Below are 16,154 nucleotides of genomic sequence, written 5' to 3'. Positions count from 1 at the left end.
CACGTCCCTTATAGTCCGTTGTTAAAGTCCACCTGGCAATAGACGATCTTGCCGTCGGCAATGGTCATCTGCGGGACCAGCAGCCGGTCCGTCTCCCGATAGGTGGACTTGGCGTCCTCGAAGTAGGCTTTTGCCTCCTTCCACTTGAAAATCGCCACATCGGCAAAGGCGCCCGGCGCCAGCGTGCCGATCTCCCCCTCCATCCCCATCAGCCGGGCGGGCGTCTGGGTCACCATACGGACGACGGACGGCAGATCCATGCCCACGTTTCTGTATTTGGACATCAGGAAGGGGAGGCTGCGCACCTTATGCCCCATATTGGCCGCATAGATCACGATGTCAGAGCCCAGGACGTCCGGGGGGAACCCCTGGGCGATGGCGGCCTCGGCCACCTCATGGTCGTAATGGAAGGTGCCGTTGGCGGCGTCAAAGATCACGCCCCGGCGGCGCGCGTCCAGCACCTCCGGCCGGACCCTTCCCGCCTCATCCAGAATACTCCTGCCGTCCGTGCAGGTGAAGCAGTGGCAGTAGATGTCGCCGGGCCGGAGCCTGCCGGCCACGTCAGCCGCCGTTATGGACATGTCGGTGGTATGTACGCAGACCCGGCAGCCGATCTCGTCCGCCAGGCGCAGCGTCGCCTCCAGAATCTCGATCCCCTGGTCTCCCACATTGGCCGTGCTGAGCATCAGCTTCAGCCCCAGAAGCTGCTCCGGGTACTTCTCAAAGATCGCCTTTATGTTTTGGTAGCTCATCCGCCCCGGAGAGAGCAGGGACGCGTCATAGTGGGTATGGTACTCCCGTCCGTACAGCCCGCCGGGGTTCACGCTGATATAGGCGCGGATGCGGGGGATGCTGCCCACGATGATATTCTGATAAAAGGAGTCGAAGTTGGCGCTTCCCGCCGTGCCGGGGTCGACCATCGCCGTCACGCCGAAGGGAAGGCAGGTCTCCGGTTTGACACAGAATTCGCTGGCGCCGTAAAACAGATGGGCGTGGTGGTCCACAAGACCAGGGAACACGTAGCACCCCGCAGCATCCACTTCACTCACCGAGGCTTTGCCCGCCTCCGCCCCCTCCACGATCTGGTTCCCCAGGATCCCGATCGTCTTGACCCCATCTGTCCCCGTCGCGGGGTCGACCACATGGCCGTTGCGGATAACAATGTCACAAGTCATATCAAATGCCTCCATCTCAATCAAAATTTATGGAAAAAGCCGCCGCGCCGGCTTGTAAAACGGCGCAGCAGCTTTTTCCTAGTGTCATCCGAATAGAAGATGCCGCCCGCTCACGCCACGCAGCAGGTGGAGAGGTAGAGCACAAAGGCGAAGAAGATGGCTCCGAAAACCAGGAGCCCCACCGCTATTTTGATCATATGGCTGTCGCTGAGGTTGGGATCGATGGGTTCCTGCACCGCCATCGCGTGGTCAAAGGCGGCGATTTCCTGTTTGGTGGGTTTGGTGAGCGCAGTGACGACAAACAGGGCGATATACGCCGCAGCAGTGGACCAGATGACGGGGTGGATGCCATAGGGCAGATAGGATACGGTGCCCCAGGCCATGCCCATCGTCATGGGAATGACGTGGAGGACAAAGTCACAGGCAATGCCCACTATCATGGAGACCATTGCGGCCGCCTTGGTCACCCGTTTGTTGAATAGGGCCGTGGTCAGAATGGGGAAGAACGCCGCTGCGAACACGGACGAGCCGAAATTGCCGAAAGCGACGACAAAAGTCGAGTTGCCCAGGGAAAGGATCGCGCCGGCCACGGCAAAGATCGCTACCATGATCCGGGTGCGCTTCTGGGCCACCTTGGCATCCAGGTCGGGCTTGATGTGTCCCCAGATATCCAGAGCGGAGGACTGGGCGATGACCAGCAGCTGTGTATCCGCGGTGGAGACACAGGCAGCCACCAGGCCCAGGACGCCCGCCAGGCCAATGGCCTTGGGCACGGCGTTGAGGGCCAGCCAGGGCATCACCTGGGAGCCGGAGGTCAGGTCGGGATTGATGAGGCGGCCGTAGGCCGCAGCGGAGTGGACGGACCAGATCATAAATACTGTGACACAGAACGCCACCATCATGCCCTTGAGCCACTCGCGGTTGGACTTGGCCAGGAAGGCGCGTGAGAGATTGACGGGGGCCGCGCCGATCCCCAAGGCCCAGAGCATGATGAAGCCGACCATGGTGCCGAAGGGCGCGTTGGCAAGGCCGCCCAGCTTCAGGAACTCGGGCGTGGTGCCGGCCAGTATTTTCATAGCGGGTAGTCCACCGGCTACTCCAATTACCGTCGGTGCAAACACCACTCCGAGGGCCACGGCGATCACGCAGAACAGGATCGTATCGGTGACCGTGACCGTTTTGGCGCCGCCGACCAGGGCCAGATAGGCGACGATCACCACAACGATAATGACCGTGGTGTTGAAGGGGATGCCCACGATGGTCTCCAGGATGACGGCGGCGCCGATGGTCTGGCTGACAAAGTAGGCGCCGGTGCCCAGGACGGTGATGATGGCCACGATCAGCCGGAACGCCTTGCTGTCAAACCGGAACTGGAAAAACTCGGCCACCGTAGTCTTGCCGAATTTCCGGATCTGGGGGCCGAAAAACAGGGCGGAGAGCATCAGGCCGATGGTGGAGCCCCAGTTGGCCAGGCCATACATATAGCCGGTGGTATAGGACTGGCCGGGGAGGCCGACCATGCCGACCGCACTGACCAGCGTCGCAGTATAAGTACCCGCCAGATAGAGCCAGGTCGCGCTCCGGTCCATGTTGTTGTAGTCTCCCGCGTTGTCGTCCTTGTCCCTGGTTATCCAGGTGTATACACACAGACCTACCAGCAGTACAATCGTAAAAACAGGAATAATCGAAAATGTCACTATGATTCCCCCTTCTCTATTTTTGCAGGGAACAGGCCTTTCCTCCGGTCAGATTTTATGGTTCCTGATCATATAGATGGCCACGATGCCAAAAAATAAAAACTGTGCCAGATAAAGAAGCCCCATACCGATGACTGTCGTATTCATTGCTCCACCTCCCCCCCTCTGTGTGATCCGCATACTGATCCGCCGAAAGCGCTGTCTCCTGCTTTATTCTCTACCGGGGTGCGCGGGTCCTGGCCCTCTTATTGCTTCTCCTCCCTGGCCTTGATCGCCCGTTCGGTCACTTCCTGCGCAATTTTTACGCTCTCTGCGACCAGCATGATAATTTCCTGATTTTTTTCGGAAAGCGCATTAAAAACAGCATTCATATCCGCACTTCTGTCCGCCATATTTAAAGCCCTCCATATATCATTAGTTGATGCTTTATTTGACATATTACATCATTTATTGATATTTGTCAATCTCAAAGACTCTCTTCTTGACTTTTTTATCAATAATTGATATTATTAAAATGTGGAGGTACCGTTATGAACAATCGCATCCGCGAACTTAGGAAATCCCTTCATCTGAGTCAAACGGAATTTGCCAGAGAGATCGGATTGAAGCAAAACGCTATCAGTTACATGGAGAAAAACGGTTCCACGGTAACGGAGCAGAATATCAAGGCAATCTGTGCGCGGTTTCATGTCAATGAGGACTGGTTGCGTTCCGGTTCCGGAAACATGTTTTTGGAATACAACAGGCGTCAAGAGGAATTTTTCGCTGTCTTTGGCGCCCTTTCTCCCATTTTGCAGGATTATTTGATCAAAACCGCGCGCGATCTCTTGGACGCTCAGCTAAAGCTGCAGTCCTTCCCCGGTGAGGCTTCCCAGTAGGGACACGCCCACGGCGCCTCGCCTTTGGTCTCCGGCCCCAACAAGAAACAGACAGCGCCTCCGCAGTCCCGGGACTGCGGAGGCGCTGTCTATTTCTATTCTTATGAGACGTTGATTTTTACTTTTTGGAGTAGTCGTAGAAGCCCTTGCCGGTCTTCCGGCCCCACTCGTGGGCCTCGTACTTGGCCTTTACGATGTCATAGCCGTGGGGCTTGACGCCGGTCTCCTTCCAGCGGCGGTCGCTGGCCATGTAGTTCAGGTCGATGCCGGTGAGGTCCAGCAGGCGGAAGGGGCCCATGGGGTGGTTCAGCCCCAGCTCCACGCCGGTGTCCAGATCCTCAGCCGTGCAGACGCCGTCTTCCACCAGGAAGAACGCCTCGTCCCGGATGGCGCGCAGGACGCGGTTGACCACAAAGCCCTCAATCTCCTTGTTGACCCTGATGGGCGTTTTGCCGTTGGCCACGGCGAAGTCCACAATAAAGTCCACGGTCTCGTCGGCAGTGTGCTCGCCGCGCACCACCTCCACCAGCTTCAGCACCAGGGCGGGGTTGAAATAGTGCATGTTGGCCAGGCGGCTGGGATTGGGCACATAGTCCTTGAAGAGGGAAGAGGGCATATAGCTGGAGTTAGAGGCCAGGACGGCATTCTCATCGACGATCGCGCCCACTTCTTTATAGAAGTTGGTCTTGATGTCCTTGTCCTCCAGGATGGCCTCGATGACGATCTGAGCGCCCTCCGCGGCCTCCTGCAGGGTGGGCACCAGATGGAACTTCGCCTTGGCGTCGGCCGCCTGCTCCGCGGTCAGCTTGCCCTTAGCCACGCGGCCTTCCAGATACTCCGCGCTCCACTTGTCCACCGCGGTCAGCACATCGGCAATGGCGTCCGTCAGATAGGTGTCAAAGCCGTGGATCGCCGCGTTCAGCGCGATCTGACGCCCCATCTGGCCGCCCCCAGCCACACATACTTTCTTCACATCAGAAACCTTCATCACATTTGCCTCCCTATTATTATAAAATTTGATCTTCGCTTTCCCTTTTACGGGTGCTGCTGGACCGCACCGCTCTTCAGCAGCGCCTTGATCTTCTCCCCACTGTAACCAAGTCTCTCCGACAGCACTTCCGGCGTGTCCGCCCCCAGCAGCGGCCCACGCTCCAGCTCCGGCACCCCCATCTCACGGGACTGCACCGCCGGACGGGGCATCACGCACTCCCCGCCATCCGGGAACTCCACCTTCGTCAAGTAGTGGTTCACCCACGCCTGCTCGCTGTCCACGATGTCCTTGAAGTGCCGCAGGCGGTCGTTTACGATGTCGCTCTCGTTCAAGGCCTTGTTCCAGTACGCGAAGTCCTCCCTGATGAACCGCTCCTCCAGCGCCCGGATCAGCTCGCCGCGGTGCTGGTCCGCCGCCTTCTTGTCCGCAAACCGGGGGTCCTCCGCCAGCTCCGGCACCCCAAGCACCTTGCACAGCGCCGGGAAGTACCGCTCATACTCCAATATCGACAGCATCAGCCACTCCCCGTCCTTGCACCGGTACGGCGCCGTGAGTGGAGGCGTCTCCTCCCGGTGCTTCGGAAACGGATCCCCATATCGCTGCTGCGCCCGCAGGTACATGAAGCTCATGATCCAGATCGCTCCCCCGAACAGGGATATCGTCACATAGTCCCCCTTCCCCGTCCGCTCACGCCCCAGCAGCGCCGCACAGATCCCCCCGAACAGCGCCGTTCCGCACGTCACGTCTCCGATCCCCGTCGGCGCCAGGATCGGGTAGCTCGTCCCCGTGTCGATCGACAGGTCGTTCAAGAATCCGCTGTTTCCCCAGTACGCCACCAGATCGAATCCCGGCTTGTCCGTCTCCGGGCCCTCTTCTCCGAAGCCTGTCACCGACGCATAGATCAGCTTGGGAAACCGCTCCTTCAGGCTCTCGTAGTCCAGCCCCAGCTTCCGGAGTGACTTCGCCCGCGTGTTCGTCAGGAAGATGTCCGCGTCCGACAGCAGATCATACAGCACCGCTTTCCCTTCCGCGCTCTTCAGATCCACCACCACGCTCTTCTTCCCCGCGTTCACCAGGTCGAACATCGGGTTTTCCTCCTCCGTCGACGTCACACGGTGCGTTGAGCCGTGGTACCGCCACGCATCGCCCTTCCCCGACTCCACCTTGATCACGTCCGCACCCCAGTCCCGCAGCAGACGCCCGCAGGACGGCGCCGCCACGAACGTCGACAGCTCAATTACCTTATACCCCGACAGGGGCTTTGTCCGCTGGCCCGCCATAAGAATCTCGCTCCTTTTATCCGATTTCAGCATTTAAAATTATAGTGCCTTCTGCCCAAAAAATCATTTCTTTTTCGAATGAAAATGTTCTATTTTTTTGTTTTTCAGGGCCAGCATGGTCTCCGCCGCCGTCAGAGTCCGCTGGATCAGACGGCCTCGAAGATGCCTGCGGCACCCATGCCGCCGCCGATGCACATGGTCACCATGCAGTACTTTCCGCCGATCCGATTCATTTCGCTGACGGCCTTGATGGTGAGGATCGCGCCGGTAGCGCCCAGGGGATGGCCCATGGCCATGGCGCCGCCGTTGGGGTTGACCTTCTTGGGGTCCATGCCCAGATCGCGGATGCAGGGGATGGCCTGAGCGGCAAATGCCTCATTGATCTCAATGACGTCCATCTGGTCGATGGTGAGACCCGCGCGCGCCAGCGCAATGGGCACGGCCATCTTGGGGCCAAGACCCATAACACAGGGATCCAGGCCGCGCACACCAAAGGAGACGAATTTGGCCAGAGGCTTGATGCCCAGCGCTTCCGCCTTCCGGGCGGTCATCAGGACCACCATGGCGGCGGCATCGCTCATCTGGGAGGACGTAGCGGCGGTCACGGTCCCGCCCTCTTTAAACACGGTCTTCAGCTTGGCCAGGTCCTCCATGGTGAGGCCCCGGCGGATGCCCTCGTCCTTGTCGAACACAAAGGGATTTCCGTCATCGTCCAGTGCCTCCACAGGGACGATCTGCTCCACAAACTTCCCGCTGTCCTGGGCCGCAGCGGCCTTCTGATGGCTCTCCAGCGCCATCCGGTCCTGCTCCTCCCGGGTGATGTGGCAGGCCTCCGCCACGTTCTCGGCGGTGATGCCCATGGGCATATAGGCGCCGGGCTCATTCTCCTTGATCCAGCGGCAGCGGACCTCGTCCTTGGTGCCCATGGGCAGCAGGGACATTGTCTCCACACCGCCGGCCACCATCACCTCGGCGTCGCCGCAGCGGATCATGTTGATGGCGGTATAGATGGTCTGCAGTCCGGAGGAACAGAAACGATTCACCGTCTGGGCGGGCACATCATAGGGTACGCCAGCGCGCAGGCAGATCAGGCGGCCGATGTTGTAGCCCTGGACCTCCTCGCATTTGGAGCAGCCAATGATGATATCGGAGATATCCTTGGGGTCCAACTGGGGGACCTTGTCGAGGACCTGGCGGAGGACCTGGCCGCCGAAATCCACGGGATGGGTGTTGCGCAGAGACCCCTTTTTCGCGCGGCCCACGGCACTGCGCCCAAAGGCGGCGATGACAACGTCCTGAGGCTGAAGATGGCTCATGAATCACTTACCCCTTTCTCTCATTCACACAAACACATAATTTATCTTGGTATTTACTTCTTTTTGATCAGGCTCGCGGTACCTACCATCACATTTCCACCGGCTTGATTGAGGACGGTAAGCGCACACTCCACATAGAGGCCGTCCTCCCGCTCCTCTACTTTCGTAACCCTCCCCTCTGTGAGTACGGTGTCCCCCGGATGGGCCTGCCCGATGAACTTGACCTCGATCTCCCCTCTGGTGGACCAGTCCATACCGAAGTTGAGCTCCATCATTTCGGAGGCATACGCCATGGTCAAGAAGCCGTGGGCCAGCGTGGTCTTGAAGGGGGAGTTGGCGCAGTAGACCGGGTCCACATGGACGGATCCGGTCGCGCCGCTCAGGACGCCGAACATATCGATCTTGTCCTGATTCAAGTGCTTGACCACGGGGATCAGAGAGGCCCCCGCCTCCACTGTCTGCAGCAGTGCGTATTTCATATCGCCCTCTCCCTCCTCACTTCCTGGCCCCGGGAACCAGGTTGGTCATCACACCGGAGCACACCACCTCGCCATTCTGATTGGTAAAAGTGGTGGTGTAGGTGATCTGAAGCCTGCCCTTGGCGTCGGTCCCCTCGGCCACTTCCGTCCTGGCGGTGAGGGCATCTCCCGCCTGGATCGGCTTGAAGAAAGACATCTTCTGCTTGGTATGGACCCCGCCCTTGGGCACCTTGACCTGGGGGTCCTGGAACATCTGATATTGGGCGCAGAGGCTGGTGGGGGCGATGGTCGTCTCAAACCCGGCCTGCTGCGCATCCTTCTCGTTGAGATACATGGGCTCCAGGTTTTCCACGGCCTGGGCATACTGTGCGATGGCGTATTTGGTGATATTCCAAACCTTCTCGCTCATAGTTTCCTCCGTTCCCGTTTCTGATCAGACGCCCTTGAACTGTGCGGGACGCTTCTCAATGAAGGCCAGCGTACCCTCCGCCTTGTCCGCCGTGGAGAAGGCGATGGCCTGGGAGTAGCGCTCAAAGCACAGCCCGGAATACAGGTCGGTGTTGGCTCCCACGTTGATGGCCTGCTTGGCAAGCGTAACGGCCACGGGGCCCTTCGCCTTGATCTTTTTGGCCATCTCGATGGCGGCCTCCAGCACGGCGCCGTCCTCCACCACCTTTTCGATCAGACCGATGCGCTCAGCCTCCTCGGCGGAGATGATATCGCCGGTAAAGATGAGCTCCTTGGCCTTGCCGATACCCACCAGGCGCTGCAGGCGCTGGGTGCCGCCGCCGCCGGGGATGATGCCCAGATTGACCTCCGGCTGGCCGAACTTGGACTTCTTTGTGGCGATGCGGATATCGCAGGCCATGGCCAGCTCGCAGCCGCCGCCCAGGGCGTAGCCGTCCACCGCGGCGATGACGGGCTTTTTGTGCATGGTAATCTCATAGAGGATGTCGTTGACTTCGCTGTTCATCTGCTCGCTGACCGTCCGGGCGTTGAGCGCCTTGATATCAGCGCCGGAGGCAAATGCCTTTCCGCCTGCGCCGGTGAGAATGATCACATGCGCGTCGTCGTTGAAGCGGAGCTCCCGCATTCCAGCCCGGATCTCATCCCAGGTCACATAATCCAGCGCATTGCGGACCTCCGGGCGGTTCAGGGTCAGGACGGCAATCCCATCGTTGATCTCGATCTTGATATTCTGGTAAGCCATGATCGTTTCTCCCCTTAATTTTTATTCAGATGATCTTGTGTTCCTTCAGCTGCGTGATCTGCACCTCATCGCGTCCCAGGAGCTCCTCCAGGATCTCCTTGCTATCGTAACCGGCTGCACAGGCGCCGCGCCGGTACTCCGCCGGTGTCTCGCTCATTTTAATGGGGTTGCCGATGACGGGGATATCGTCTAATACGGTTTCTCGAGGACAGATGAGCATCTCACGGGCCGCCACCTGGGGATCGTTGAACACCTCTTCCGCCGTCTGTACAATGGCATTGGGGATCCCGCACTCGTCCAGCAGGGCGGCGGCTTCCTTGACCGTATACTGAGAGAGCCACTTGTTGATATCCGCGTCGAGCTGTTTGTCATGGTACTTCTTGCGCGCTGCCGCGCCGACCATGCCCTCCTGGCCGATATACTCCGGATGGCCGATGAGCACGGTGAGCTTTTCGAAATGGGCTTCCGCGGTGCCGGATATCTGGAGCCACTTGCCGTCCTTGGCCTGATAGGTGCCCACGGGCGCGGAGAAGGGCCGCCCGTTGCCGGAGCGCACGGGCACCTCACCGGACATCCGGTAGATGGCGGGATAGTTCTCCATGAGGACGAACATGGTGTCAAAGAGTGCGATATCGATGTACTGCCCCATCCCTGTGCGCTGGCGGTAGGCATAGGCGGCAAGGATACCAACAGCCAGATAGAGCCCGGCGATAAAATCGCTGAGCACCGGACCGCCCTTGGTGGGGGGGCCGTCCTGGAAGCCGGTCACATCCATGAACCCGGACAGCGCCTGGATGGACATATCCAGGGCCTGGCGGTGCACATTGGGACCGGTTTGGCCAAACCCGGACAGGCTGGCCATGATAATGCCGGGATTGACCTCCTTGAGCTGCTCATAGCCCAGGTTCATCTTCTCCATGACGCCGGGCCGGAAATTATCCAGCACCACGTCGGACCGGCGCACCAGATCCCGAAAGATCTCCTGCCCTTCGGGCGTCTTCAGGTTGAGGGTCAGGAAACGCTTGTTGCGGTTATAGGAGGCAAAGTACAGACTCATCTCTTTGTACATGGGGTCGTATTTACGGGCGATATCCCCCTTCCCCTCCCCGGGGAGTTCCACCTTGATCACATCCGCCCCCAGGTCGGCCAGCATCTGGCCGGCATAGGGCGCGGAGATGAACTGCGAGAGTTCGAGGACGCGAAGTCCCTCCAAACATTTTTTCACCAAAGGTTCACCTCTAACATTTGTTGCATGGCGGCTCAGCGCCCCGTATATTGGGGCTCTCTCTTCTCAAAGAAGGCCTGCATGCCCTCCTTCTGGTCGTGGCCGGAATAGAGCAGCGACATCAGCGGAAGCTGCATCTCAGAGGCCGCGCCGGGCTCATACTGGTTGCCCACTGTCAGCGCGCGCTTCGCCATGCGAACAGCCAGGGGAGACTTGGCCTTGATGCTCTCTGCCAGAGCGGCGGCGGTGGAGACGACCTCTTCCGGCGCGACGACTTTGTTGACGATCCCCAGCTCATACCCTCTCTGTGCGGTATACGCCTCGCCAAAGAGCACCATCTCCGCCGCCTGGTAGCGGCCCACGATCCGGGGCAGGACGGACGCTCCGCCAAAGATGCCCAAGTTGATCTCCGGTACGGCGAACTTTGCCCGCTCGGACGCCACGATGATATCGCAGGACAGTACGAGGACATTTCCGCCGCCCAGAGCATGCCCGTTGACAGCCCCGATGACTGGCTTGCTGTTTTCCCGGATCAGGCGGTTGAGTACGTTGTACAGGTTGCCGTAATCCAGATAATCCAGCGCGGACATGACCGAGAGCTCCTTCAGATCCGCCCCACCCACGAATACCTTACCTGCTCCGGTAAGGATGGCCACGCGGACGGAGTCGTCCTTGTCGATCGCCTGAAACACATCGATGAGCTCCAGCAGCGTCTCCCGATTCAAGGCGTTGCGCTGCTCGGGGCGATTGATGGTCACCCAGGCGGTCCCCTGGTCGTTCTTATACTCCAGATACTGATAGCTCATAGCTCTTCTCTCCCTCATGTGTCAGCAAGTTTTTCCCCAATCTGATTCTCAGGCCAGGGCGGCCTTTTTCTTCTTCCGGGTGGCCACCTGCAGCAGCACGGCTACAATAAAAATTGCCAGACCGATGATATCGGTGATGGTCTCCGGAATGATCAGCGTGATGGCCGCCACGCCGAAGATGACCCGCTGCCAAATTGGTGTTTTTTCCAGGAAAAAGCCCTGCAGTGTAATGCTCATGCTGAGGATACCAATGATGGCGGTGAAGATACACTGCAGGACCTCCAGCACATTGCCCTGCAGGATCAGCGCCGGGTTCATGACGAACATGAACGGCAGGATAAATGCCGCGAGACCCAGCTTAAGAGCATTCAAGCTTGTTTTTACGAAATCCGCCTTTGCAATACCGGCGCCCACCATGGAGGCCAGGGCCACAGGCGGGGTGATGGCGGAGATGATCCCAAAGTAGAAGATGAACAGGTGGGCGGCGATGGGAACCACGTCCATCTTGATGAGGGCGGGGGCGACCATACTGGCCAGCACCACGTAGCAGGCCACGGTGGGCAGGCCCATGCCCATGATGACGCAGGCGATCATCGTCAGCACCATCAGGATCACCAGGTTGCCGCCGGATGCGGTGATGAGTAGGGAGGAGAGCTTGAGGGCCAGGCCGGTGAGGGTAATGGACCCCACAACGATGCCCACGGCGGCGCAGGCCACGGTGGTCTCCAGCGCGCCAACGGCGCCCTCGCGTAAAGTGTCGATAATCTGATGAAGGTTCATGCGGGTATCCTTGTGGATCATACAGATCACAAAGGCTACCGCAATGGACCATACAGCGGCCTTGGCGGGGGACCACTGGAGGCCAGCCAGCAGGACGATGAGGACCACAGGGGAGACCAGAGAGGGCCAGCCCTTTTTCAGCACGTCCCGGGTCCGGGGCAGCTCGGCCTTATTCATTCCAGTGAGCCCGGTCTTGCCCGCCTCAAAATCCACCACAAAGAAGACAGCCAGATAATAGAGGATCGCAGGAACAGCGGCGCAGGCGGCGACCGTCCAGTAGGGAATGCCCACGATCTCGGCGATCAGGAAAGCTGAGGCGCCCATGATGGGGGGCATGAACTGTCCGCCTGACGAGGCCACAGCCTCGACCGCCCCGGCAAATTCTGCTTTGTATCCGATCTTTTTCATCAGGGGAATGGTGAAGGTGCCTGTGCCCACAACGTTTGCCACGGCGCTGCCGGAGATGGAGCCGAACAGTCCGCTGGCCACGACGGCCACCTTGGCCGGACCGCCGCGCACATGGCCCACCAGGGAGCAGGCCACATCGATGAAGACCTGTCCGCCCCCTGTCTTCTCCAGCAGCTTGGCGTAGAGCACAAAGAGGAAGATAAAGGTCACGCAGCAGTCGATGCAGGTGCCGAAGATGGATTCTGTGGTGAGGGCGGAGAAGGTAAATATCTTGGTGAGGCTGGCCCCGGGGTGGCGGATGGCGTTGGGCATATAGGGGCCCACATAGGCATAGATCAGGAAGACAATGCCGATGGCGATCAGTCCCACGCCGGTGAGACGGCGGCAGGCTTCGATGACCAGGATCAGCACGATGGCGGCCAGAATGACCTCAAACTGGGTGTACATGCCGATGTTCAGGCTCAACTCCATGGCGTGGGTATACATATACACCGCAAAGACGACGGAGAGGAGCACGGCAACGATCTGGTCGATGTACAGCTTTTCTGGGTCCAGCTTTTTGCTGATGGGCTTGGTCAGATATGTGAGGATCAGCGCGAAGGCCACGTGAACCGGGCGCTGCTCCATCGGTGCCAGCACGCCGAAAAATCCGATATATAATTGGAAGATACACCAAATAACAGCAACCACAGTTATGACGGGCTTCTTGTTACATTTAATTCCCATGTAGGAAACAACCCTCCTTCTAAAAAGATCCACAAGAAAACCGGGGGAGCGGCGGGCGGAGGCGTCCAGCTCCGCGCCGCCCCCCTTGTTTTCATGGAGTCTTACTCCACTCCGTTTTCTGCAAAATACTTCACGGCGCCGGGATGCATCCGGTCAAGCTTCATGATGCCGCCGTCCAGATAGCGCTGGGTGGTCTCCAGGGTAATACCCGCGCCGGAGGGGTGGGTCAGAGCGATCTCGTCCACATTTTCGATCAGGGTCTTGGTCATCTCGTACACGATATCCTCAGACAGGTTCTTGTTGGCGTAGAGGACTGTATAGATGGTGGGCGCCCAGCGCTCCTCAGTCTGTCCCTTGTAGGTATCGGCGGGCACCGCCATCATGGTGTTGGCGGGATAGAGCTCGTCGTGCTTGGCACGGGTCTCATCGCTGACGGTCAGGAACCGCACGCCCTTGGTGGAGGCCACGGAGTCCAACGTACCGTTGTAGGGATATGCGGTCAGAATGATCACGTCGGCGTTGCCGTCGCCCAGCGCCTCAGCGGCCTGCGCGTAGGACATAACACGGTAGTCCACCTTCTCCGGATCAAAGGTGCCGGCGGCTGTGATCAGCTGCTTGATGGTGGTGAGGTTGGTGGCGGTGGAGGCGACTACCGTCTTCTCGGTGATATCCTCGACCGCGTAGTAGGGAGAGGAGTCCAGCGTCAGAATGCCGTAGATGTTGTCGTACATGCCCAGCACCTGCATAATATCGCTCTGGGCATTGCCCGCATACTCGGCAGTACCGGCCCAGGCCCGCTCAAACATGCAGGCCATGCCGATGCCCACAGCGGCCTCGCCGCTCTGCAGCATGGCGGGAAGCTGCTGAAGCTGTGCAGGGGAGACGGCGACCATTTCCACATCGGTGAGGTTCTGGTTGAGAATATTCACCATGCCGGTGCCCAGAATCTCATAGACGCCGCCTGGGGTACCGGTGCCAAACAGGACCTGCTCACGCTGTCCGTTGTTCGCAGGCGCGGGGGTAGTCGCCGAAGCGTCATTCGTGTTGGCAGGAGCCGGAGTATTGGAGCCGCTCCCTCCACCACAAGCGCTCAAAAAGATGGCCATCGTTGCAAACAGGCAAACAAGTTTCGTCCATTTTTTCATTGCGAGCCCTCCTACTTTCATAACTTCTTTGTTACGGTTTGTTGCGCCTTTTTACAGTCTCTGCGGTATTTGCCGGGTCTGCGCCTACTGCCTCCTGCTCTCACCTCCCTCGGCACCGAGCCCATTCCGGAAGTGCGGCTCAGTGCTCTTCCTGATTGCAAATGATTCGGATGGGAAAACTGACTTTGGCCGCAGGACGTAAAATGGATCTCATCCTGCTTCGTTTTTTATATAAGCAATTTTTATACCAACTTTTTTCTTTTGTATAAAATACGTTTTTTGTGTAATTTGTTGTCATTTTTTGCATATTTACAGCACAAAATTGTATATGTTTTATTTTGAGACTCTCTTTTCGACAAAAAAAGCCGCCAAAATTCTAATACACAAGAATTTTGGCGGCGCTACCCCTACTGGCGAGCAACTTTTTTTGTTTTCTAATTTCTAATAACCTGGATTTTATGCCCCGGAGATGTTTAATTTCTTCATTTTGTTATAGAGCGTGGCGACGGATATCCCCAGCGCCCTGGCAATATTTTTCTTTGCGACCGTGCTGGTCCCATAGTGTTCCAGCATCTCGCAGATGGTCTCCTGCTCCACCCTTCGCATGGTCTCCTCCAGCGTCTCGTTGGGCCGTGCCGAAAACCGCTCCTCCCGCTCCTTTGCCACGTGCATCTCCTGACGCATGTAGTAGGGCAGGCAGGCCGGTGTGATCTGGTCCGAGGTAGCCACCATGCAGCAGTACTCCAACACATTCTGAAGCTCCCGGATATTGCCCGGCCACTTATAGCTGTGCATCAGCTGGTCCGCCTCCTTGGAGAAGCGGAAACGCTTTTTGTACTGCCGTTCCAGGGGCTGGAGAAAATAGCTCACATAGTGGTCAAAATCCTTCTTTCTCTCCCGGAGCGGGGGCAGTTGGATCGCAATGACCGCAAGCCGATAAAACAGATCCTGCCGGAACCGGTTCTCCGCGAGGGCCTTCTCCATATCCTGGTTCGTGGCGGCGATCACCCGGACGTCCACTTTGATATTTTTCGTATCCCCCAAGCGCCGGATCTGCCGCTCCTGCAGGACGCGCAGCAGCTTGCTCTGGAGGGGGAGGGGCATTTCCGTGATCTCGTCCAGAAACAGCGTCCCACCGTTGGCCAGTTCGAAAAGCCCGATCTTTCCGTTCTTGCTGGCCCCTGTAAATGCTCCCGGCACATAGCCGAACAGCTCACTGTCCAGGAGCGTCTCAGGGAGAGAGGCGCAGTTGATGTCCACAAAAGACTGGCCGCCCCGATAACTGTCCCGATGGATGGATTGGGCGACGACCTCTTTCCCCGTGCCGCTCTCTCCGATCAAGAATACGGAGTTGTCCGTCTGCGCCGCCTTTTTCGCCAGCTTGATATAGGGATAATCCTGTCCGATGATATCTTCAAAGGTATACCGCGTCTTGTAGAAGCCCTTGACGCGTTCGTTCAGTTGCGAGATGTACTTCTCCTTCTCCTGTACCGTCTGGATCAGATCCCGCAGGGACAGGATGTCGCGGACCACGATGATGGCCCCCACAATCTCTCCCCTGTCCCAATAGGGCACCACATCCGAATAGGACTCCGTGCCGTCGTTCAGCCGCTGGTGGTAATTATAGATCGGCCTGCCCGTGCTGAACACTTTGTTGGAAATGGAGTCCGACTGCGCCCGTATTGCGCGCCGGACCGCGATCCAATCCTTGCCCTGATACTTCGCGTATGTCTCGTCATCCATGTGGACGTGGTTGCGGTAAGCCTGATTGGCGTAGACAAATCGCTGCTTCTCATCCAGGATCACAATGCCTTCAATGAGCAGGTCAAACCAGCGCGCGGTATCCGCGTTAAAAAACTTTGAAATCGTGCTGCTTGCTTCCATCGTCGCCTTCCTCCATTACGAAAACCGCCGACTTACCACCACTTTTGCGGGTTTTACCGGCCATTTTCTGAGGGTATTGCTTCCTTTTTTGCAAAAAACGCCTCTCCTGGCCCCATCCGGATCTGACTGTTAACTTTTTTATTTTACCCCGCCC

At 58.3% G+C, this 16,154-nt stretch carries 15 protein-coding genes; 1 reads left to right on the top strand and 14 read right to left on the bottom strand.

Translation table 11 applies throughout. The features are described 5' to 3' along the window. Positions 1-8 precede the first annotated feature (8 nt). The 3 genes from SRB521_RS03240 to SRB521_RS16005 form a co-directional block, all read right to left on the bottom strand. Positions 9-1,175, bottom strand: coding sequence for an amidohydrolase family protein (locus SRB521_RS03240; RefSeq protein WP_165366550.1), 1,167 nt, complete (start codon positions 1,173-1,175; stop codon positions 9-11). Between the two features lie 110 nt (positions 1,176-1,285). After that, complete coding sequence (locus SRB521_RS03235) at positions 1,286-2,872, bottom strand: sodium:solute symporter family protein (protein WP_116722649.1); 1,587 nt, start codon at positions 2,870-2,872, stop codon at positions 1,286-1,288. A gap of 245 nt (positions 2,873-3,117) precedes the next feature. Then, entirely contained in the window at positions 3,118-3,264 is a 147-nt protein-coding gene (locus SRB521_RS16005) for a hypothetical protein (RefSeq protein ID WP_165366549.1), read from the bottom strand. A 138-nt stretch (positions 3,265-3,402) separates the two neighbouring features. Between SRB521_RS16005 and SRB521_RS03230 the strand changes: the two genes are divergently transcribed. Next, entirely contained in the window at positions 3,403-3,750 is a 348-nt protein-coding gene (locus tag SRB521_RS03230) for a helix-turn-helix domain-containing protein (RefSeq protein ID WP_075705273.1), read from the top strand. A 118-nt stretch (positions 3,751-3,868) separates the two neighbouring features. Here the strand turns inward: SRB521_RS03230 and SRB521_RS03225 are convergent, their stop codons facing one another. The 11 genes from SRB521_RS03225 to SRB521_RS03175 form a co-directional block, all read right to left on the bottom strand. Beyond that, positions 3,869-4,738 carry a 3-hydroxyacyl-CoA dehydrogenase family protein gene (locus SRB521_RS03225; RefSeq protein ID WP_129868773.1) on the bottom strand — a complete coding sequence of 290 codons (870 nt, stop codon included), beginning with the start codon at positions 4,736-4,738 and terminating at the stop codon, positions 3,869-3,871. Between the two features lie 47 nt (positions 4,739-4,785). After that, positions 4,786-6,054 carry a CaiB/BaiF CoA transferase family protein gene (locus SRB521_RS03220; protein ID WP_058117054.1) on the bottom strand — a complete coding sequence of 423 codons (1,269 nt, stop codon included), beginning with the start codon at positions 6,052-6,054 and terminating at the stop codon, positions 4,786-4,788. A gap of 113 nt (positions 6,055-6,167) precedes the next feature. After that, on the bottom strand, positions 6,168-7,337 hold the full coding sequence (locus SRB521_RS03215) for a thiolase family protein (RefSeq protein WP_033118372.1): 1,170 nt from the start codon (positions 7,335-7,337) through the stop codon (positions 6,168-6,170). A gap of 53 nt (positions 7,338-7,390) precedes the next feature. Beyond that, a complete protein-coding gene (locus SRB521_RS03210) occupies positions 7,391-7,816 on the bottom strand; it encodes a MaoC family dehydratase (protein ID WP_116722604.1) in 426 nt (141 codons plus the stop codon). 16 nt (positions 7,817-7,832) lie between these two features. Further along, on the bottom strand, positions 7,833-8,225 hold the full coding sequence (locus SRB521_RS03205) for a MaoC family dehydratase (protein WP_052082766.1): 393 nt from the start codon (positions 8,223-8,225) through the stop codon (positions 7,833-7,835). A gap of 24 nt (positions 8,226-8,249) precedes the next feature. Beyond that, entirely contained in the window at positions 8,250-9,026 is a 777-nt protein-coding gene (locus SRB521_RS03200) for an enoyl-CoA hydratase/isomerase family protein (RefSeq protein ID WP_116722603.1), read from the bottom strand. A gap of 25 nt (positions 9,027-9,051) precedes the next feature. After that, complete coding sequence (locus SRB521_RS03195) at positions 9,052-10,239, bottom strand: CaiB/BaiF CoA transferase family protein (protein WP_207215995.1); 1,188 nt, start codon at positions 10,237-10,239, stop codon at positions 9,052-9,054. 47 nt (positions 10,240-10,286) lie between these two features. Continuing rightward, complete coding sequence (locus tag SRB521_RS03190; protein WP_033118376.1) at positions 10,287-11,057, bottom strand: enoyl-CoA hydratase/isomerase family protein; 771 nt, start codon at positions 11,055-11,057, stop codon at positions 10,287-10,289. 48 nt (positions 11,058-11,105) lie between these two features. Further along, on the bottom strand, positions 11,106-12,935 hold the full coding sequence (locus tag SRB521_RS03185; RefSeq protein WP_207215994.1) for a TRAP transporter permease: 1,830 nt from the start codon (positions 12,933-12,935) through the stop codon (positions 11,106-11,108). Positions 12,936-13,072: 137 nt separating this feature from the next. Continuing rightward, positions 13,073-14,116: a TAXI family TRAP transporter solute-binding subunit gene (locus SRB521_RS03180; RefSeq protein ID WP_075705267.1), complete on the bottom strand. Its 1,044-nt coding sequence runs from the start codon at positions 14,114-14,116 to the stop codon at positions 13,073-13,075. Positions 14,117-14,572: 456 nt separating this feature from the next. Then, the gene (locus SRB521_RS03175; RefSeq protein WP_075705266.1) at positions 14,573-16,000 is read right to left on the bottom strand and encodes a sigma-54 interaction domain-containing protein; all 1,428 of its coding nucleotides are present in this window, start codon (positions 15,998-16,000) and stop codon (positions 14,573-14,575) included. Between the last annotated feature and the right edge of the window lie 154 nt (positions 16,001-16,154).

Origin of the sequence: Intestinimonas butyriciproducens, from assembly GCF_004154955.1 — a bacterium.
GTDB classification, from domain to species: domain Bacteria; phylum Bacillota; class Clostridia; order Oscillospirales; family Oscillospiraceae; genus Intestinimonas; species Intestinimonas butyriciproducens.
This window is presented reverse-complemented; position numbering and strand designations above follow the sequence as displayed.